This window comes from Rhodopirellula bahusiensis (assembly GCF_002727185.1).
GTDB lineage: Bacteria > Planctomycetota > Planctomycetia > Pirellulales > Pirellulaceae > Rhodopirellula > Rhodopirellula bahusiensis.
The window spans coordinates 13,825-34,094 of the sequence record NZ_NIZW01000002.1; the positions used below are offsets into that span (position 1 = coordinate 13,825).

Sequence of the window (20,270 nt, forward strand, 5' to 3'; positions counted from 1 at the left end):
TCGTGAACGAAGGAAAGAAAACCGGAGCGTTTTGGGCTGCCGCGGCTGTCATGCTCGCGGTGGGATTGTTTGTGGCTTGGCCCGCATCGACTCAAACCGAATCGCCGTACTCACCCGGGAAACCGCTCTTTGAGAAATTCAAAGATCCGATGACCGCAGCGAACCTGAAGATCGTCACATTCGACGAAGAACAGGGGCAGCTTGGGACGTTTGAAGTTCGCCGCGATACCGAAAGCGGCGAGTGGACGATTCCATCGCGGAAGGGTTACCCGGCCGATGCGGTGGAGCAAATGAGCGATGCAGCCAATGCGTTGGTTGGCTTGAATATTCTCGACGTTCAAACCGAGAACCAAGGTGACCACGCGGCGCTCGGCGTTGTTGAACCCAAGCTGGAAGACTTGCAAGTCGGTGACACTGGCGTGGGTCGTTTGGTGACGTTCAAGGATGAGTCACAGCAAACCCTCGCATCATTGATCATCGGCAATTCAGTCAAGAACGAAGAAGGCAAAATCTACGTTCGCAAACCCGGCCAAGATCCGGTGTACGTCGTTAATTTGGACGACTCAGTTCTGTCGACAAAATTCCAGGACTGGATCGAAGAAGATTTGCTGCAGATGAGCAGCATCGACATCAAAGAAGCGGTCATCAAAGACTACGCCGCCTCGATCTCCGGTCGTAGCGTCGCTTTGGAGCGAAACTACACCGCCGAATTCGTGATGGATGGCGCCGATTGGGTGATGAAGGAGTTGTTGGAATACAGCTCTGAGAACGCGATGGCGGAACCCAAGGTTGTCGAGATGCCAGCGGACAAGGAACTGAATACTGAAAAACTCAATGACTTGAAGAACGCTCTCGATGATTTGAAAATCGTCGACGTCGTGCGGAAGCCTGATGGCATGAGCGCCAACCTTCGTGCTGACAAAGACCTCGTTTCAGACAACGAAGCTGTCCAGTCGCTTTACACCCGTGGTTTCTTCCCGGTCGGCTCTGGTGCGGAAGGTGAATTTGAAGTTCTGTCCGCCAACGGTGAGTTGAACGTCACGGTTGGCGAAGGCGTCGAATACGTGCTGCGTTTTGGTGACGTCCAAGGGCTGTCTGATCAAGCGGAAAGCGATGACGAAGCAGATGTCGGTGGTGTCAATCGTTACTTGCTGGTCACCGCCCGAGTGAACGAAGACCAGTTCCCCGCACCTGATTTGCAGCCCGTTCCTCAAACGATCGAAGAGCTCGCCGCCATGTTGGGCGTGGGCGAAGAAGAGGCGGCCGAAGAGCCCGCTGCCGAGGGCGAAATGAAAGAAGACGCGACAGACGCTCCCGCTGAAGAAACGACTGAAGAATCAGAAGAACCCGAAGCGACAGAAGAAGAACCCGCTGCAGAGTCCGAAGCCGCCGAAGAAGAAATGAAGGAAACCGAATCCGAGCCTACGGAATCGGAAGAAGCGTCGACTGAATCGACCGAGGAAGCGGAGCCTGTTTCGGAAGATGGGGAGTCCGTCGAGGAAGTCGAAGTCTCCGGTGAAGGAGAAGCATCCGGCGAAGGCCAAGGTGCAACCCCACAAGACGAAGACGACGCAACCGATGAGCCATCTGACGAAGGCGATTCACAAGAAGATGAATCAGAAGCTGCTCCAATTGAAGAAGCGGCTGCCGATGAGGAGATGGCTTTGGAGCCTGCCGGTGAAAACGCGACCGAATCACCCACTGTCGAAACTCCCGCGGAAGAAGAAAGCGATGAGTTGACCTTCGACGAGCTGACGCAGGAAGAAAAGCAAGAACGTTTGGAAGCCGAGCAAGAGAAGATCTTGAAGGCCAACACACGTTTGTTGGACGAGCGCAAAGATCGTTTGAACGCGGCCAAGCGTCGTGTTGCTGACTTGAACGCTCGTTTCGCCGATTGGTACTACATCATTCCCGAAGCGACCTATCGTCAACTACGAATCAACCGCGATGAATTGTTTGTGGAACCGGGTGCCAACAATCCGGCTCCGACTGGTCCTCCCGGAGGCTTGCCACCCGGCATGCAGTTGCCAGGCGGTTTCGGCAACTAAACAACCAGCTCCGATTCATCGGTTGTGTCACTGAGCAAAGCGAGAACCGGCAGTCTGATCGAGGCTGCCGGTTCTTTTTATGTCGCTACGGTTTTGCTTGCGTTTCAAAAAACAGTGCGACTCAATTCGGCCAAGATCTCCTGCGTCTACGCATGATTCGCCATCGGGCCTCGAGCTTGTGTTTGAGATCCCGTAGACGGCCGTGTTACAATGCTTCGACGTTCATAGACACATGCTCGGTGAATTGGAGCGACGTCGCCAAGATGGTGCTAAATCCTTACGCGCCGACGGTCACGACACCTGAGGCCTATGCTACAGGTCCAACTCAACCGTCATCGAAAACGTTGCGAGTCTTGCTCTTGCTGCACCTCGTTTTGGTCGCAGGTGGAGTCGCCGGGGCCGAATACGACATTGAGTCGATCATGATCTCTGGCGGATTATTGGCCGTGTTCGGGATCGTGTTATCGATCATCGCTCACCGGAGCGGCAATCTCATCGCAATGCTACTCGGGCTGTCATCGATCATTTTCGTGATCGCGATTCTTGTGTTGATCAATGTGATGCAGTGGGACCCACGCGAGGCGGATCGTCCGGTTTGTATCTTGATTTGGGTGTACGCATCTGCAGCGGTTCCGGCGACAATCTTCTCGGTCAAGATGGAAAACGCCAGGGCATTCATGCCGTCTGAGATGGAATCGTGACGCTGTTTTGTGATCGCGTTTGAAGCGTGGTGGCACCGAGTTTGCGACGGTTCCCAATTTGGCTCCGAATGGGGGCTTCATTATGCAACGAATGTCGGTTGCAATGTCTTGTTGCGAACAATTCCGACGGTGTCTTGGTAGCGTCCCATGATGCTGCTTCCGTCTCGAACCTGGTTCTATCTTCCCGCCTCAATCGAATGAGCTTTTGAATGCTTTCCCGCCTGCGTGTTGCCTTCCTCAACTGTCTGTCCGCTTCGTCTCGTCGCTTCGCCGCGTCGGTTGTTTGTGTTGGTATTCTGTCCAACTCTGCGTTTGCTGAATCCGAAGTTCAAACGGTGCTTCGCGGGCTGGTCAATCCATCCAGCGTGAGCTTCAGTCCCAGCGGGGAACTGACCGCTTGCGACGCTCGCGGTTTGGTCGTGGTTTTGAAAGGTGATCAACCAGTCAACTATGTCACCGGTTTTGACACCGAGCACTGGAAGTCCAACGACGAAGGCAAGAAGTGGTACGCCGTCGGACCTTTGTCAGCGATCTGGTTGGGCGAGACATTGATCGTGACGGACGCGGGTAAAGTCGACGGCGAAGAAACGCTGTTGTTCTTTGATGCGAAGGGCAAGGCCGACTCGGGCGTGAAGACCAATGCGGTCCCGCCCACTTCGGACGATCCTGCTGACAAGGGCGAAGGCAACTTGACTGGCATGAGCCTCAGCAAGGACGGTTCAACCGTTTACGTTTGCGGCCAGGGCTTCGACGGAAAATCTTGGGTGCTGAGTGCTGACACCAAATCGAAAGAGTTGAAACCGCTCTTGTCCGCCGACGACAACGGAATCGAAACCAATTCGCCGATGCAAACCGTGGTCGGAGATGCGAACACGCTCTACGTGCTCTACTCCGGCAAAGGTGGTGAAGCGGGCGGTTTGATCGTTCGTTGGAACCTGAGCACCAAAAAGCCAAGCGGCCAGTGGACGTTGCCTGGTGTCATCAACCCAATGGGGCTGGCCCATATCGAAGGTGACCAATTCGCGGTCGTCGAGAACAATTGGTCATTGGAACAAACCAATGCGGGCCGAGTTTTGGTCGCGACATTGGGCGAACCAGGTGAAGCAGAAATCAAAGAAACCGGCATCTCGCTGAACGGTCCCGTGTCCTGCGTCTTCGGCCCCGACGACCGCTTGTACGTCTCTCAGTTGGGCGAAGAGTTCGACGAGCCCGTCGGCTCAGTCGTCGCCATCAGTGGACTGAAGGACTGATCCACTTCGCGACAGGTTGATCGAAGAATGGTCAATTGGCTTTGTGCACCGGGCTGAGCGTTCTCTCGGTGCATGGAGCGAGACATTTTCGCGAGACTGCAAACGGGATGTTGTTAGTGGAAGTCGCGGCGTGGGACTCTTAGTCCGGTGGCTTTTTCGCTGAGGTCTTCGACTCGGCCGACGATGACGTGGATGATGCCTTGTTTATTTTCCAGCTTGCCATCGACAATCCACGCATCGCTGGCACGTGCGATCTTGAAGAATCGCTTCCAAACCTGAGCGAACAAGACCAAGTTCATCGACCCTGTTTCGTCTTCCAGTGTCACGAACGTGATGCCTTTGGCGGTTCCAGGTCGCTGTCGCATCAAAACCAACCCGGCGACTCGAACGTGCACGCCGTCTCGCAGTTTCGGCAAGTCCGACGCTCGTTTGCAACGCAGCGCATCTAGGTCATCTCGCCAAAACGAAACGGGGTGTGCTTTCAGACTCAGCCCCGTCGTCGCGTAGTCATTCTTGACTTCTTCCGCCGGTGACATTGGGGCAAGTTCTTCAGGGACGCTGCAATCGGGATCCAAATCCGCCAGCAACGGCATCGAATCGCCCGAGTCATCTTGAGCGAGCGATTGCCACACCGCGGCTCTGCGATCTTGAGCGATCGAGGCAAGAGCATCCGCGTCGGCCAGCGTCGCGATGTTGGACCGAGACAACTTGGCTCGAGTCGTCAAGTCGTGCAGGTTTTTGAACGGACCGTCCGAGTTGCGTACCGCGAGAATTCTGTCCGCGACCGCGGATGGAAGCCCGCGAATCATTTGCAATCCCAATCGGATCTTGGGCTGGGAACGGTTGGGATCGGGAAGCAGCTTCGAGCGTATGTCGCTGTCGTTGATGTCCACCGGCAGGACTTGAACACCGTGTTGCTGCGCGTCGCGAATCAGTTGTGAAGGCGCGTAAAAACCCATCGGCTGGCTGTCCAGCAACGCCGCGCAAAACGCCGCCGGGTAGTGACGTTTCAAATAGCACGAAGCGTAGACCAGCAACGCGAACGATGCCGCGTGAGATTCTGGGAACCCGTATTCGCCAAAGCCGCGGATTTGCCGGAACACGTTTTCGGCGAACTCACCATTCAATCCGTTCGCCTGCATTCCCTTGAGTAGCTTGGTGCGGAATCGATCGATCACGCCGGGGCGCCGCCACGCCGCCATGGCTCGCCGCAGTTGGTCGGCTTCACCGGGAGTGAACCCGGCGGCGACAACGGCCAACTTCATCGCTTGTTCTTGAAAGATCGGAACGCCGAGCGTTTTCTCCAACACCTTGCGAATCGCATTGTTGGGATACTTCGCCTCCGCCGGATTTTCGCGAGCTGCCAAGAACGGATGAACCATGTTGCCCTGGATGGGACCCGGACGAACGATCGCGACTTCGATCACGAGATCGTAATAGCAACGCGGCTTGAGTCGCGGCAGCATGCTCATCTGAGCCCGACTTTCGATCTGGAACACACCCATCGTGTCGGCGGCACAGATCATGTCGTAAGTCGGCGTGTCAGCCGGCGGAATCGTTGACAGTGACAACTCACGGTCGTGATGATTCTTCACCAGTTCGAAACAACGGCGGATGGCGGACAACATCCCGAGCGCCAAAATGTCGACCTTCAGGATGCCAATGTCATCGAGGTCATCCTTGTTCCACTGGATAACGCTGCGTCCCGGCATCGCCGCATTTTCCGTCACGCACAATTCGCACAAACTGCCCGCGGTCATCACCATTCCGCCGACGTGTTGCGACAGGTGACGCGGGAATCCAATCAGCGTTTCGGTCAGATACAGGAACCTGCGTCCCAGCGGAGTGTCAGGATCCAGCCCCGCGTCGCGGCATCGCTCAGGCAGCTCCGGGTTGCGGCCGTAGCTGCCCGCCAACTTGGCAACCGCGTCGATGATGTCAGGCGAAATGGACAGCGCCTTGCCGACCTCGCGAATCGCACTTTTGGCTCGGTAGCACGTGACGACCGCGGTCATGCCCGCTCGATCACGACCGTATTTCTCGTAGAGGTACTGCAGCACTTCTTCGCGACGTTGATGCTCGAAGTCGACGTCGATGTCGGGTGCTTCGCCTCGTTCACGACTGATGAATCGCTCGAACAATAAATCGGTGTGAGTTGGATCGACCGCGGTGATCCCGAGGCAGTAACATACGACCGAGTTCGCCGCCGACCCGCGACCTTGGCAGAGAATCTTGCGCTTGCGGGCAAATCGAACGAGATCCCACACGGTCAAGAAGTAGGCTTCGTACTGCAGATCCTCGATCAGGGTGACTTCATGACGGAGCGTCTCGATGACTTTCTCCGGCACACCGCTTGGCCAACGCCCGCGAGCCCCTTCCCAGGTCAGTCGCTTGAGGTGCTCGATCGGCGTCATGCCCTCGGGTGCCAGTTCGACCGGGTATTCGTATTTCAGTTGGTCCAGCGTGAACGTGCATCGCTGAGCGACCTCCACCGTGCGAGCCACCGCGTCGGGGACGTCTCGGTAGAGCTCGGCAATCTCATCGAGCGAACGGAGGTGATGTTGGCTGTTGACGAGCCGTTCGGATTGGATCTGCTCGACGGATTTTCCTTTCGAGATCGCGACCACGCAGTCGTGCAAGGCCATGCGTTCAGCGGAGTGATATCTCACGTCGCCACACGCCAGCAACGGCACGTCGGTGGCCAGCGAAAGATCGCGAAGCCAAGTCGCTTTGGCAGCGTCGTCGACCCCGCGATGAAACGAAGCCAGCAAGTAGCCTCGATCGTCGAACACGTCACGAAACGGACCGCGGAGGAATTGTCGCGAATCGTTGACGTGAGTGTGGTGGTCCTCGATCGAACGCGATTCGTCGGTGGCGATGACCCCCGCCAGGATTCCTTGAGAGTGTTCTGCGATGTCAGCAAACGATAATTCGCAACGGCCTTTTTCGCATCGCATTCGGCCGGTCGACAGCATCCGGCACATGCGTCCGTACGCGTCACGGTCGCTCGGCCACAGCACCATCGGCGGTGCGTCGGTCGGGTGGACTTGCGTGCCGACGATGTACTGTAGACCCAATTCTTGGGCCGGGGAAAAGCCGCGGACCACACCGGCGATCGATTCTCGGTCGGTGATCGCCAGGCCTTCGTAGCCCAGTTCGGCGGCTCGCTGGACCAATTCGTCCGGGTGAGACGCTCCATCCAGAAAACTGAAGTTGCTCCGGCAGTGAAGTTCGACGTAACGCATGGCGGGACAATTGTCGCGGATGCGGGAACGTTTGCCCACTGGCAAGAGTCGCGGTTGAAGGCGACCGATTTCCCATCGTCGATTTTGAATCGGGGGGCTAAACTGCGTGCATGAACTCCCCAGCCCCTGAAACGACCGTTTGCAGCAAAACGTCTGCCGAAGCCAACCCGACCGTTCCGTACGAATGGAACGAACTTTCATTGGGCAACGTGCGGATCGGTTTTCCCGTCGTCCAGGCGGCTCTTTCGGGGTACAGCGATTTGCCGATGCGTGTGATCGCGCGGCGGCACACCGCCAGCTACACGATTTGCGAAGTGATGCTGGACCAGTTTCTGTTATCGCTGACCAAACGCGAAAAGACGCGACATTTTTTGGACATCGCCGACGAAGAACACCCGGTCGGTGGGCAACTGATGGGGGCCGAGCCCGAACAGTTTTCCGCTGGAGCGTTGAAATTGGTCGAGGCCGGATTTGATGTCATCGATGTCAACTTCGGATGTCCGGTCAAGAAAGTGCTGGGCCGCTGCCGTGGTGGATTCCATTTGTCTCAGCCTTCCGTTGCGATCGAAATTCTGCGGCGGACTCGAGACATTGTGCCGGACCACATTCCGGTGACGGTCAAAATGCGACGCGGCATGGACGACACGCCAGAATCACGTGAACAGTTCTTTGAAATTCTGGACGGAGCGATCGATGCCGGTTTGGCTGGCGTGACCGTGCACGGCCGAACGGTGATGCAGCGTTACGTCGGCCCGAGCCGGTGGGCGTTCTTGAAGGAAGTTAAAGAGCACGTTGGTGATCGGCTGAAGATCCTCGGCAGTGGCGACCTTTTCGCGGCGGTGGATGGTTTGGAAATGATGCGTCAAACGGGAATCGATGGTGTCACGATCGCTCGTGGAGCCATCGGCAACCCATGGATTTTCCAGCAGGCACGGGCACTGGCTGACGGCGATTCGCTGCCTGCGCCGCCAACGATTGCTGAGCAAGCGGCGGTGATGCGGGAGCATTTCGCGTTGTGCGAGGAGACCTACACGGTCCAGCGAGCCCCATTGTTGATGCGGAAATTCTGCATCAAATATTCGCAAAGTCATCCGAATTACCGTGAGGTCCGGATGGCGTTCACGCGATTGCGATCCCGGGAAGAATTCGAAGCGGCATTGGAACAGCACTATTCGGTCGATGGTCCGGGGCAGTACGTTCCCAGGGAATTGCACGGCTCACAAGAGGAATGCTGACCTGGGCGTGGGCGGCTTCTGCCGATTCCCCGTAGGCCAGGTCCCACCTGGCTGTCTGTCCGATGCTTTGGAACAAAGCGAGGCGTTTCAACGTGATGTCTCCAGTCCGACATTTGCCGGCGAATTGCCAAGCCAGATGGGACCTGGCCTAAGATGGGGATCGTGCCGAACCCACGGTGAGACTTTGCGATCAGAGGCAGGCAATTTCTTTGCCCCAACGTCATCTTGGAAGGTGGCCGCAGACTCGTCATCTTTAGGGGCGCGAATGCTCCGTATTCGCTTTGAATTTCGACCGCCTTGCCCTTTGACCCCACGAAGATATTCATGTCCTACGACGCACGCATTGACGAACTGAAGCTGGAACTTCCGCCCGCTCCCAAACCGATGGGCGTTTACAAGCCGATCGTGCAAGTTGGCAACATGGTGTATTTGTCAGGACATGGTCCGCTGAAGAGCGACAAGACTCTGATCACCGGGCGACTCGGTTTGGACATGGACGTCGAAGTTGGCTACGCCGCCGCTCGTCAAACTGGACTGGGAATGCTGGCGACACTCCGCGAGCACCTCGGATCGCTCGACAAGATTTCTCGGTTGGTCAAGTTGCTGGGCTTGGTGCGGTGCACCGAATCGTTTGATGCGCAACCAGCCGTGATCAATGGTTGCAGCGAATTGTTTCGCGACGTCTTTGGCGAGGACGCTGGCGTGGCCGCTCGCAGTGCTCTGGGAACCAACGCGTTGCCAGGCGGTATCGCGGTCGAAATCGAAGCGATTTTCGAAGTCAAAGAGTGATTCGGGGCGTTTTGCCCGAATTGCATAGCCGCGGTTTCACCCGAATTTCCAAGACGCGGCGATGAGTCGTCGCTAGGATTCGGGCATGAACACCACCACTCTGCCTGAATCGACGTCCGCCCCTCAGCCCATCCGAAGCCGCAAGATCACCGGCATGTCCGCGATCTTGTTGCCGATGACGACGGGCGGCGAAATCGACTGGAACGGATTCGAATCCCACGTCGCAGCAACGCTCGACGCTGGGCTGACTCCGGCCGTCAACATGGACACCGGCTACGCGAATTTGATCTCCGACGAGATTCGCGAAGAAGCATTGGTCCGCACCGCCGCAATCGCGAAAGACCGAGCCTACCTTGGCGGCGTGTTCGTCGGTGATCGCTCGGGTGATGACTTCAACGCGGATTCGTATTGCCGCGGAATCGAACAAGTCCAGCGTCACGACGGGACACCAATCTTGTTCCAGTCATTCGGTTTGACCGGCGGGGACGACGATTCAATCTTTGACGCCTATTCGCGACTCGCGTCGGAATGCGAACAGTTCTACGCATTCGAACTGGGAACGATGTTCGCTCCGTTCGGAAAGATATATTCGCTGTCGCTGTACGAACGGTTGATGGGGATCGGCAATTGCTTGGGTGCCAAGCATTCGTCGCTCGATCGGATTTTGGAATGGCAGCGTTTGGAATTGCGGAATCGTATTCGTCCGGACTTCAAGGTGCTGACCGGCAACGACCTCGCGATCGACATGGTGATCTACGGCAGCGACTACCTTCTGGGTTTGTCGACATTCTGCCCGGCCGAGTTCGCACTTCGCGATTCAATGTGGGAAAACGACGACCCGCGGTTTTATGGTTTGAACGACTTGCTCCAATACCTCGGTGCGTTCGCATTCCGTGATCCAGTTCCCGCTTACAAACATTCCGCTGCGATGTTCTTGCACGCCCGAGGCAAGGTCGCCAGCAGCCAGACTTATCCGGGCAGTCCCGAACGACCGGCCAGCGACCAAGCGATCTTGGACCTGATTTCGCATGACCTCGCAGCGTATCTGTGAGCGTTTCCGAACACGCGGTGGCAATGCTCTTTCGCAAAACAGGTTCGGCGCTGAATAGCGGAAGGATGCGGGCCTTCCGGTGCCGCACCGACGGATTGCACCGCTCCGCGAAGATGAACTGATCGACGACCGACTTGATGGACGCCGTGTCAAATTCGGCAACCTTCTCACCTTCTTTCGAATGAATTGTTTCCATGGCCTACCCACGCGTCGCGTCGCTGAAGACTCACGATGACTTTGTTTCGCACCTGCGAGACAACCACATTGAGATGCCATCGGATGCAGAAGTGGAATCGGGTGATGCATCGCCACTTGCTCAATCCTTTGAGGTCCACGGGCAAACCGTTGGCAACCGATGGAGCATCTTGCCGATGGAAGGTTGGGACGGGACCACCGATGGTTTGCCGACTGATTTGACACGACGGCGTTGGCGTAACTTTGGGCTCAGCGGTGCCAAGTTGATGTGGGGCGGCGAAGCCGTCGCGGTCCGACACGATGGTCGGGCCAACCCGAATCAATTGTTGTTGACGGAACAGAATCTGTCGGCGATCGAATCGTTGCGTCAAGATTTGGTCGAGGAACACGAAAAGCATTTTGACCGCAGCGACGATCTGCTGATCGGTTTGCAGCTGACTCACTCGGGCCGGTTTTCCAGACCCAACATCAAATCGTTGACCGAGCCTCGCACGGTTCAGCGAAACGTGGTTCTGGATCGCCGCGTCAAGATCACGGACGACTCGGCGATCTTCAGCGACGATGAACTGTCAACTTTGATCGATGACTTCATCGCCGCGGCCGTCCGAGCTGAGAAGGCTGGTTACCGGTTTGTCGATGTCAAGCATTGTCATGGCTACCTTGGACACGAATTGCTTGCCGGCCGAGATCGCGAGGGCAAGTTTGGTGGCAGCTTTGAAAACCGCACTCGTTTTTTGCGTGACATCGTGTCGGGAATCGATGCGGCAACCAATGACTTGAAAGTCGGTGTGCGATTGAGTTTGTTTGATTTCCTTCCGTATCATCCGGGGCAAGATCGCGTCGGTGAACCCGAGCCTGGTGGCGAACCCGACAAGGTGTTCGGGGGCGGCAAGGATGGTTTGACGATCGATCTGACGGAAACTTCGAAGCTGATCGATCTGATGCACGAGATCGGCATCCGAATGGTTTGCACCACCGCGGGCAGTCCTTACACGAACCCGCACATTCAGCGTCCGGCCTACTTCCCACCGAGCGATGGCTACACGCCGCCGGAGGATCCGTTGGCCGGAGTCGCACGCCAAATCGCAGCGGTTGGCGAGATGAAGAAGCGTCATCCGGACATGATTTTCATCGGGTCGGGCTACACCTATTTGCAGGATTACTTGCCCAACGTCGCTCAAGCGGTTGTGAAAGCCGGCATGGCGGACTCGATCGGTTTGGGTCGCATGGTGTTGTCGTATCCCGATTTGCCTGCTGACGTGACCGCCGGCACCGTGTGGCAACGCAAGAAGGTTTGCCGCACATTCAGTGATTGCACCACCGCACCTCGCAACGGAATCATCAGCGGCTGTTATCCTTTGGACCCGTTCTACAAAAAACGCGACGAACGCAAGCAACTCAACGAGTTGAAGAAAGCGTTGCAGGCTTAAAGCTCTTCATGCCCGTAGCCGACGGAGGCTCTCCGTCGGCATAAGCACACCCCATCGCTAAGACCGGGTCCTGGCGACCTATCCGACGTGCGCATTCTACTCGTGTTCAATGAAACGGTGCTCGTGCTCGCAATCGAAACGGGGCGAGCATGGACAATCCTTCTCCACCCGAGCGGATTTCGAAAACGTCGCCATCTTCCACTCCGCACTTTCGCACCGATTCTGTCCTTTCAGCTGAAGAGCCAATCTGCCCCGCTGGCTTGATGTTTGGCACGGTAATTAGGCTCCTTCTCCCCCAAGCGAATTCGCAGAATTTGCTTGCATCGCCCCGGGCCAATCGGACAAACTGAAAGCACCCCACGGGGGAGGCCCCACTGAGAACAAGTCCCTGTTCACTGAGAAACAAGTTCGCCGTAAGGCTAGTTCAAGTACAATGACATACCATCTGATTCGCGGTGCAATTGTTCGTATAGGAGAGGAATCCGGCTTCGGCCATGTGCAAGGCGGCGTTGGCATACACGATGGTGCAATTTGCCCGACTTGTGACCGCAATTTGCTTCTGGTGTGGCGAATTGACCTTAGTGACCCGCGAACGCAGGTCACTGGCACTAACGTGACGCAACCTTTTGGGCATCTGGCGACGGTTCCGCTCTACTATTGCTGGATTTGCGAATCGGAACTTGCCTACCGAATCGTCGATGACAATTCAATTGATGTGTTGCGGAGTCATGGTGGCGCTCCTCGTGAGGATTTCCCTTACCCCGATTACCCTGATCAATACGTCGAGCAACCGGTGCGCCTCTACCGTAAAGAAGAGCTTCCCGAGTTTGTTCGGAAACACATCCTGGAAGATCTGGATGATCCGATTCCGGAAAACGAACAGCAGGCTTTGGGCGATTTTTTCGGTCGTCCGGTCAGGTCGACCTTTGGCGATTTGTGGTGGCACCAGTTTGGTGGCGAACCATGGCTCGTGCAGGGTGACGAGGAGATCACGTGCCCCAATTCAACGTGCAAACGCCATACTGACGGCAACACTATGAAAATTTTGGCTGCGATATGCAACGATCCAACCGGGGGCTTGCCCATGATTGAGCCTGTTGCGAACCCCAATGGAGAAAGCACTAGCTACAATCATTGGGTTCAAATTGTGTTTCATATTTGCGACTCTTGCTTTACGATCAATGCTGCAAACCGCTGCGACTGACGGCGAACCAGACGATGCAACCGAGCGGCGAAATCAGGCGTTTTGAAGTGGTTGATCCTCCGTCGCCGCCCCCACATCGCTACCGTTATCCACAAACCAGGAGTGCGAGATGATCCGATCCAACTTCGTGATTCTCTATCTCTCGGCAGCGCTCATACATGCCCAGGCGTTGCCCGCATTCGCATCGACTAGCGGATCCCATCAGTCCACTGCAATGCAGTTCATTCGGACGGGCCTGCTTGAACGCGACGTTCGCGGCGTCAACGACATTACACTACCTGGCATCGCGAAAACCATTTTGGGTGACCGCACGATCGTGGAGCGTCTTGAATTCGCGAATAGAAGCGACTGGCCGGATTCGGTCGACCTCATTTCCGTACTTTTTTCGGATGCGGACGATGACGATATGATGCTGACGTTGACACGCCGAATGGAGCCAGTGTTATTTCCAAACGGAACGCCAGAGATCTACGAGAAGCTGGTTCAAAATGGACGCGCGAGACCAATGAAGTCTCGCCGAGCGAGCTTTGTAGCACTTGCAGAATTCACCGCTGTGCGCGATGGAAACGTGCAGAAAGGCTACCTTTTGATTTCGACTGAAGATGTCGATGGAAAGCCTATGGTCGCGTCCATGCAATTGCGATGGTGAAATCGAGCATAACGATGACGTCCACCGGAGGACGGCATCTGGCGTTTACAAATGGGAAATCAAACCGCCGTCCCCGGTGACGTCGGTCGTTGTCCGACTGAACTCCATGCGTAGCATTTACCTCTCAACGGTGCTTTTCATAATCGCAGGCTGTGATAGCGTCACGGTGAACAAGCCTTTCGGAACCCAACCGCCAAAACAAGTAATCGAATCGCTCTCGGGGACATGGGCTAGTCGTGATGGAGATGTCTTTTTCGTGAGCAGAACTGAAGGCGACGCCTTGGTTGCTGGCAAAACGCAATGGGAAAAGAAGAACAAGCAGTTTACGGCAAGGAACTATCCACTCGTCCTTCGAATGATCGGTGACCAGCCGGTGCTATTCTTCGCTGCCCACGAAGGGCTGAAGGACCAATTTGGATTCATTTGGCTACATTCAATTGAGGATGATTTGATTCGAGGACGAGCACCAAAAGCAAGTGTTTGGCGGGACGCCGTTGCATCGGGCGAGTTTGATGGTCGTGTCAACACTCGTGAAAATGATCACTATGACGTACTGCTGGAATCTAGCGAAAAGCTTCCTGGGCAGTTGATCGAATACGGGCTTGATCGCTTGTTCGAGAAGGATGCGGGTGACCCAATACGGCGAATTGGAAAATGACATTGTTGACAAAGACGGATCTTGTTGCCGTGACACACTGGTTGGACAGTCAGGTGGGCAAAGTCCGCCTCTGGTTCGTTGCCACAACTCGACGAACCATGGAGTGAACCGAAGACGCGGAGTCGCCATTTTGAAGTGGCGATCGTTCGCCGCGTCTCGGTTCTGTCCGACGTTTTCGGCTGAATGTGATGGTCTGCGCGATGCGATACCGGATGCGAACCATTTTTGCTCTCACAGCGGTTCTAGCATGCTGCTTGGCCTGGCTCGATAGCCGAGCGAAACACAATCGACGCCAGCGTCAAGCGATTCAGCAGATCTGGCGTATGGGCGGTGGGGTGGCGTACGTCGGTGGATCACGATTCGAGCAACCACCATTCGACTCGCATCGGGTTGTTGTCGAATTCACGGCTTGGCTCAATGATGCGATTGACAACCGTACCGCACGGAAACTCATCATTGCCGACGATGGAGACTTCCGTTCTTCGGTAGTTGATGATGACATTCCTAGACTCGTTCTTGCTATCCAAGCGATGCCCGAACTCGAAGAAGTACGAATTCGCAATACAGGCATCACTCGTGATGGCGTCAATCGCATGCGCCGCGAACTTCCGGACGTCGACATATTGTTGTGGTCCACTAAACCTTCCGCTGTGATTCCACGCGAGGTGTCAGATACGCAAAGGTTGAAACGCGAATTGTTGAAAATTCGAGAGCACTTCGAGAGACGAGGGTATGACGAGTCAAAGGTGGGCCTCGAAATAGAGGAATTCCGCTCTATCTGGCTCGAGTTGTCCGAATTTGCAGTGCGGCAGCCAACGCCGAAGCTATGACCGACAGAGGAAAGCCATGCCGTCTACTGGAGAACGGCAAGGCGTACTCACAATTGAAAATCAAACCGCCGTCCCGGCGACGTCTCCGTGACGTTGCGGTCAAGACGTTCTCCATTCGAACCGCGGCATCGTGGGACACAATCGGTTCGACGATCCGAAGACTGCATCGCAGGCGTGTGGCCGGTTGGGAATTGGGCGGGTGATTTGTCGACTCGCTAAGCTGTTGGGTTGTTGGACTTTGGTCTTTTTCTCCGCCGTTTTGGCGTCAACATTCGCTGCAGTCGCCATCGTCAATGAGTGAGATTTCTGAACCGCGTCCGTCGCAACGTCGTCGTGGGCGGTTCTCTCTGCGGCAGTTGTTGCTAGCGATCACGATGATTGCTTTGGTGCTGGGGAATGTGGTGTCGATTCTGCGATTGCGGAAAGCGGAATCGGCTCTGGCCTCGCTGCGAGCCGAATCGGGGTATTTGTCTCCCACCGCGAGTGATTTGGTCGCGGCCATTCGGGCTCCTTCTGAGCAGCCGCTGACCTACGTTTTTCGCGTGCGAGTTCCCGAGAGCCCTGGGGTCGACCACCGGTTGGCCTACAGCACTTGGTTGCCGGAGGGAAAAACGCAGCCCGATTGGTACGCGATGATCGCAGTTCGGCCCGGTGAATCGCTGGTCACGATCCGGATTGCGGAAGATCCCCGCGACGAGCGTTGGAAAATCTCTACACTAGTGCGAGATTCCGGCGGCGTTCGGCGGATGGGCACAACGTTGCCCGAGGCTCACACCGCGATCTTTCGCACCTCCCACGATGTGATTTCGACCGGGGTGGCGGATTCGATGGTCACGTTGCCATCGGACCAGCCTCTGCGGATACTGGATGATCGGTGGTTGGTCGGCACGGAATCGCTGTTGTTGTCCGGCGACAAACCCGCCAACTCAGACCAAATCGGCGTTTATGCCGAACTGCAATCGGTCGCACGCTGATCGCTGCAACACGATTCATCTCACACTATTCTCTCCCAGCATTTCGCGAGACCGAAGACCCCGCCATGGCAAAGGATTTTTTGAAGGGCGCCGCCGACGAATACGATGTGGTCGTGATCGGCAGCGGATTGGCTGGGATGACTTCGGCAAACATTCTCGGCCGAGCCGGGCACCGAGTCTTGTTGCTGGAACAGCACTACAAGCTCGGCGGATTGGCCACTTGGTTTCTGCGCCCCGGCGGGCACACGTTCGACGTTTCACTGCATGGCTTCCCGCACGGCATGATCAAATCGTGCCGCCGGTATTGGAGTCGCGACATTTCTGACCGGATCGTGCAACTGAAGAACATCCGATTCGACAACCCTCAGTTCTCGTTGACGACGACGTTCAACCGAGAGGACTTCACGAAGTTGTTGACGACGAAGTTCGGGATCGAACTCGGGACCGTCAACGAATTCTTTGACACCGCTCGTGGAATGAACTTCTATGACGATCAAGCGACCACGACGCGTCAGCTGTTCGATCGTTTCTTCCCGGGCCGAGACGATGTGGTTCGGTTGTTGATGGAGCCGATCACTTACGCCAACGGGTCGACGCTGGAAGATCCTGCAATCACCTACGGAATCGTATTCAGCAATTTCATGAGCAAGGGTGTCTTCATCTACGAAGGTGGCACCGACGACTTGGTCGCTCGGATGAAGAAGGAACTGGAATCGAACGGTGTCGACATTCGCATCAATTGTCCGGTCGACGAAATCGAAGTTGCCGACTCACCGATTCAAGGCACACGCGTTTCGGGAGTCAAAGTCGGCGGTCGATCGATCAAGTGTCGAGCCGTGGTCAGCAATGCAAATTTGAGGACGACAGTCCTGAAGATGTTGGGCCCCGAAAAGCTCGACAAGAACTTCGTGGAAGAGGCTCAAGCGGTTCGGCTGAACAACAGCAGCACGCAGGTTTACATGGCACTCAAGCCGGGTGAAGAAATTGACGAGTCGAGTGGCGATTTGTTCTTCACCAGCACGGCCAAGGAGTTCCGCACGGACTTGCTACTCAGTCGTGACATCACCTCGCGAACGTTCAGTTTCTATTATCCGCGAACGCGGCCGCACAAGAAGAAAGAGCGTTTCGCAATCGTCAGCAGCACCAATGCGAATTGGTCGGACTGGGCCAATTTGAGCGAAGAAGAATACGAGGCCAGCAAGGCGGACTTGGTCGAGACAACCATCGACGCTCTCGAAAAATACATTCCCGGCGTGCGGAACAAGATTGATCGAGCGGAAGCCGCAACTCCGAAAACGTTCCATCACTACACCCAACATGAAATGGGCGCAAGCTTTGGAACCAAGTTCGAAGGACTCGGTGTCAGCCGGGCTTTGCCACAGCAGATCAAGGGCATGTATCACGCGGGCAGCGTCGGCATCATCATGAGCGGCTGGCTGGGGGCAATCAATTACGGCGTGATCGTCAGCAACGAGGTCGACCAAAACTTGGTTGCTGAGTCGACGCCGGTATGATCGAAGTTCGCCAGTTCACGAAGTGCTACGACGACTTCACGGCGGTGAGCTCGATTTCATTCGATGTTCCCGCGGGGCGAGTCGCGGCACTCGTCGGACCCAATGGGGCTGGCAAGACAACCACGATCCGAACTCTTTGCGGCATTCTTTCGCCGACTGAAGGCGAGCTGAATATTGGCGGCGCGTCGTTGAAGGACGATCCCTTGGAGGTCAAGCGTCGAACGGCCTATGTGCCGGACGATCCGCCGCTGTTTGATTCGATGACCGTCGACGATCACTTGCGTTTTGTGGCCTCCGCTTATCGATTGACCGATTGGGAACCTCTCGCTGAAGAGTTGTGCCAACGGTTTGAGCTGACAGAAAAACGCGAAACGATTTCGTCGGGATTGTCTCGTGGAATGAGGCAAAAGGTGGCGATCGTTTGTGCTTACTTGCGCCAGCCCAGCGTGTTGTTGCTCGATGAACCGATGACGGGTTTGGACCCGCCGAGCATTCGCCGGTTCAAGCAAACGGTTCGCGAACAAGCCGACCGCGGTGCGACGGTTTTGGTGAGTTCGCACTTGTTGTCATTGGTCGATGACATTTGCGATCACTTGGTGTTGATGCGCCGCGGGGAGGTGCTGTTTCATGGTCCTTTGGAACAGGCACGTCAGGAGTTCGGTGGTGACTCGCATTCGCTCGAAGAAGTCTTTTTCCGTTTGACCTCGGACGAGGAACCGGCGGGATGAGCGGCAGGCCTTCGATCGTCGATCCCGCGTTGACTCGATTGACCGGGGGGTTGTTGAAGACCGCGTTTCGGCAACTGTTCCGGCACTTGAAGTCTCCCGCGGGAGCATTCGTCGGATTGATGGTCTTGGGAACGGTCGGGATGGGGCTGATGCCGATGATCGTGGCGACACAAACCGGGTCGCTTGATGAGATCAAGATGTATTCGACTGTCACGTCGGCGATACCGCTGATGATGTTGTTGATTGTCGCGATGGCGGTTTACTTCGACATCGGCCAGCAGATCACGGAGCTCCGTCCGCCGGAGTTGCAGTTTGTTTTGGCCGGACCGTTCACCGATCATCAAATTCTGTCGTATCGGTTGATGACGTTGGCGATGACCTGGGTGGTCAGCAGTTGCTTGATGTCGGTCTTTGCATTGCCTCGTGCCGGCAGCTATCTGTCCGCGGTGCTGGCGATTTACACCGGCGGCATGACGGTGACGGGTTTGACGACTTTGCATGCGTTCAGCAAACCGATCTTGGCATCTTGGTTACGAACGTTGATTGCGTCGACGTTGTTGGGATCGGTCGCGTTGCTGCTGATTTCGTCGTTGCCGCTTGGGATGACAGAGGACGGTTTCTCGTGGCAGACTTGGTTGCTGTCGTGTCAGTCATCGCCAATCGGATCGATCATGACGATGCCGTTTGTACCGTTCGCGAATTTGATGCAAGCACCAATCGGATTTTCCATGTTGGGATGGTTTGGTTTGTGCGTCGCGATCTTGGTCACGGTCTTTAGCCTGTGTTATCGAATCAACGTTGGTTTCGCGGAGATGGCCGTGGAAGGGGTTTCGCGAAAAAAGGTTCGGATCGAGCGGATGCGATCGGGGCAATTTGGGCGAGTCAAGAAAACCGAGCGTCGCTCGACGTGGAAATTGTTTGAGTTTCCCTGGTTCGGTGGGGCCGGCCCGGTGGCTTGGCATCAAGTCACGTTCACGATCCGTCGCAACGGGACGTTGGTCATCGGGCTGTGGGCGATTGCCGTTGCAACGGGATTGGGGCTGATGATCTTCCAGGTTTTTCGTCCGGGAGCCATTCATCCAAATTTTCGCGAATGGTCGATGCCGATCGCGATGGCCGCGTCAACCTACTTGGGGTTCCTGTTGACGATGAGCCAACCGGTTGGGTTGGCGATGACTCCGAAGCGGTTGAGTTGGTTTCGAATGTTGCCCGTTCATCCGCTTGCGATTGTCTTGGGAATGCTGGCGGGGCATTTGGTGTTGTTGCTGTCGATCCGGATCGCTTTCGCAGTAGTGGGCGCGTTCATCACGACGCGTGGGCTGGGCGAGAACCTCGCGGTGTTTCAGGCCGGGTGTGCGTTGGATTTCGCGTATGCCTCGGCAATCAATCTGGTGACTGCCGGGACCGTGTTGAGAGCGATGCCGAGTGGGACGCCTGACGTGCTGCAGGGTGGCCGAACGATGCTCTATATGTTCGTGCTTTCGTTGGCCATGGTTCCGTCGTTCATCGCAGCCGGAATTGCGGGGGCCATCGCGGCGGTGACCACGGACATGGATCGAGAAATGATTGCGGTTGCGGTGGGGGCTGGTTTGATCGCGTTTCAGCCCTTGATTTGGTGGCTGACCTCCGTCTTTTTTCGGGATCGCGAGCTCTTTCAGGCCGATTGACCCGAAAAACCCACCAATTGGGATCAACCGCGAAGATCTTGGGCTGCCTCGCAGGTGGCGAAAACACTGGCCCTACAGAAATTGGCTTCAAAACGATACAAC

At 56.1% G+C, this 20,270-nt stretch carries 16 protein-coding genes; 15 read left to right on the forward strand and 1 reads right to left on the reverse strand.

Features of this window, described 5'->3' with window-relative positions:
- The first annotated feature begins 2 nt into the window (after positions 1–2).
- From CEE69_RS02780 to CEE69_RS02790, 3 genes are all read left to right on the forward strand, one after another.
- A complete protein-coding gene (locus CEE69_RS02780) occupies positions 3–2,048 on the forward strand; it encodes a DUF4340 domain-containing protein (protein WP_099259249.1) in 2,046 nt (681 codons plus the stop codon).
- Between the two features lie 239 nt (positions 2,049–2,287).
- Entirely contained in the window at positions 2,288–2,749 is a 462-nt protein-coding gene (locus tag CEE69_RS02785; RefSeq protein ID WP_099259250.1) for a hypothetical protein, read from the forward strand.
- Between the two features lie 209 nt (positions 2,750–2,958).
- Positions 2,959–3,999: a hypothetical protein gene (locus CEE69_RS02790; protein ID WP_099259251.1), complete on the forward strand. Its 1,041-nt coding sequence runs from the start codon at positions 2,959–2,961 to the stop codon at positions 3,997–3,999.
- A gap of 113 nt (positions 4,000–4,112) precedes the next feature.
- Here CEE69_RS02790 and CEE69_RS02795 read toward each other — a convergent pair whose 3' ends face one another.
- Positions 4,113–7,244 (reverse strand): error-prone DNA polymerase, encoded by a 3,132-nt coding sequence (locus tag CEE69_RS02795; protein WP_390179957.1) that lies wholly within the window; start codon positions 7,242–7,244, stop codon positions 4,113–4,115.
- A gap of 110 nt (positions 7,245–7,354) precedes the next feature.
- Here CEE69_RS02795 and CEE69_RS02800 point away from each other — a divergent pair, with 110 nt between their 5' ends.
- From CEE69_RS02800 to CEE69_RS02860, 12 genes are all read left to right on the forward strand, one after another.
- Positions 7,355–8,479, forward strand: coding sequence for a tRNA dihydrouridine synthase (locus tag CEE69_RS02800; protein ID WP_099259253.1), 1,125 nt, complete (start codon positions 7,355–7,357; stop codon positions 8,477–8,479).
- A 324-nt stretch (positions 8,480–8,803) separates the two neighbouring features.
- Positions 8,804–9,268 (forward strand): RidA family protein, encoded by a 465-nt coding sequence (locus CEE69_RS02805; RefSeq protein ID WP_099259254.1) that lies wholly within the window; start codon positions 8,804–8,806, stop codon positions 9,266–9,268.
- An 85-nt stretch (positions 9,269–9,353) separates the two neighbouring features.
- A complete protein-coding gene (locus tag CEE69_RS02810) occupies positions 9,354–10,319 on the forward strand; it encodes a dihydrodipicolinate synthase family protein (RefSeq protein ID WP_099259255.1) in 966 nt (321 codons plus the stop codon).
- A gap of 194 nt (positions 10,320–10,513) precedes the next feature.
- Positions 10,514–11,944, forward strand: a complete 1,431-nt coding sequence (locus CEE69_RS02815; RefSeq protein WP_099259256.1) for an oxidoreductase — start codon at positions 10,514–10,516, stop codon at positions 11,942–11,944.
- Between the two features lie 433 nt (positions 11,945–12,377).
- Complete coding sequence (locus CEE69_RS02820) at positions 12,378–13,148, forward strand: hypothetical protein (protein ID WP_099259257.1); 771 nt, start codon at positions 12,378–12,380, stop codon at positions 13,146–13,148.
- Between the two features lie 109 nt (positions 13,149–13,257).
- Entirely contained in the window at positions 13,258–13,797 is a 540-nt protein-coding gene (locus CEE69_RS02825) for a hypothetical protein (protein WP_143549137.1), read from the forward strand.
- Positions 13,798–14,053: 256 nt separating this feature from the next.
- Complete coding sequence (locus CEE69_RS02830; protein ID WP_143549138.1) at positions 14,054–14,455, forward strand: hypothetical protein; 402 nt, start codon at positions 14,054–14,056, stop codon at positions 14,453–14,455.
- A gap of 530 nt (positions 14,456–14,985) precedes the next feature.
- Positions 14,986–15,285, forward strand: coding sequence for a hypothetical protein (locus tag CEE69_RS31815; RefSeq protein WP_143549139.1), 300 nt, complete (start codon positions 14,986–14,988; stop codon positions 15,283–15,285).
- Between the two features lie 293 nt (positions 15,286–15,578).
- Complete coding sequence (locus CEE69_RS02845; protein WP_099259262.1) at positions 15,579–16,259, forward strand: hypothetical protein; 681 nt, start codon at positions 15,579–15,581, stop codon at positions 16,257–16,259.
- A 65-nt stretch (positions 16,260–16,324) separates the two neighbouring features.
- Entirely contained in the window at positions 16,325–17,773 is a 1,449-nt protein-coding gene (locus CEE69_RS02850) for a phytoene desaturase family protein (RefSeq protein ID WP_099259263.1), read from the forward strand.
- Complete coding sequence (locus tag CEE69_RS02855; RefSeq protein ID WP_099259264.1) at positions 17,770–18,501, forward strand: ABC transporter ATP-binding protein; 732 nt, start codon at positions 17,770–17,772, stop codon at positions 18,499–18,501. Before CEE69_RS02850 ends, CEE69_RS02855 begins: the two co-directional genes overlap by 4 nt.
- Positions 18,498–20,168, forward strand: coding sequence for a putative ABC exporter domain-containing protein (locus CEE69_RS02860; RefSeq protein WP_099259265.1), 1,671 nt, complete (start codon positions 18,498–18,500; stop codon positions 20,166–20,168). Before CEE69_RS02855 ends, CEE69_RS02860 begins: the two co-directional genes overlap by 4 nt.
- The last annotated feature ends 102 nt before the right edge of the window (positions 20,169–20,270 follow it).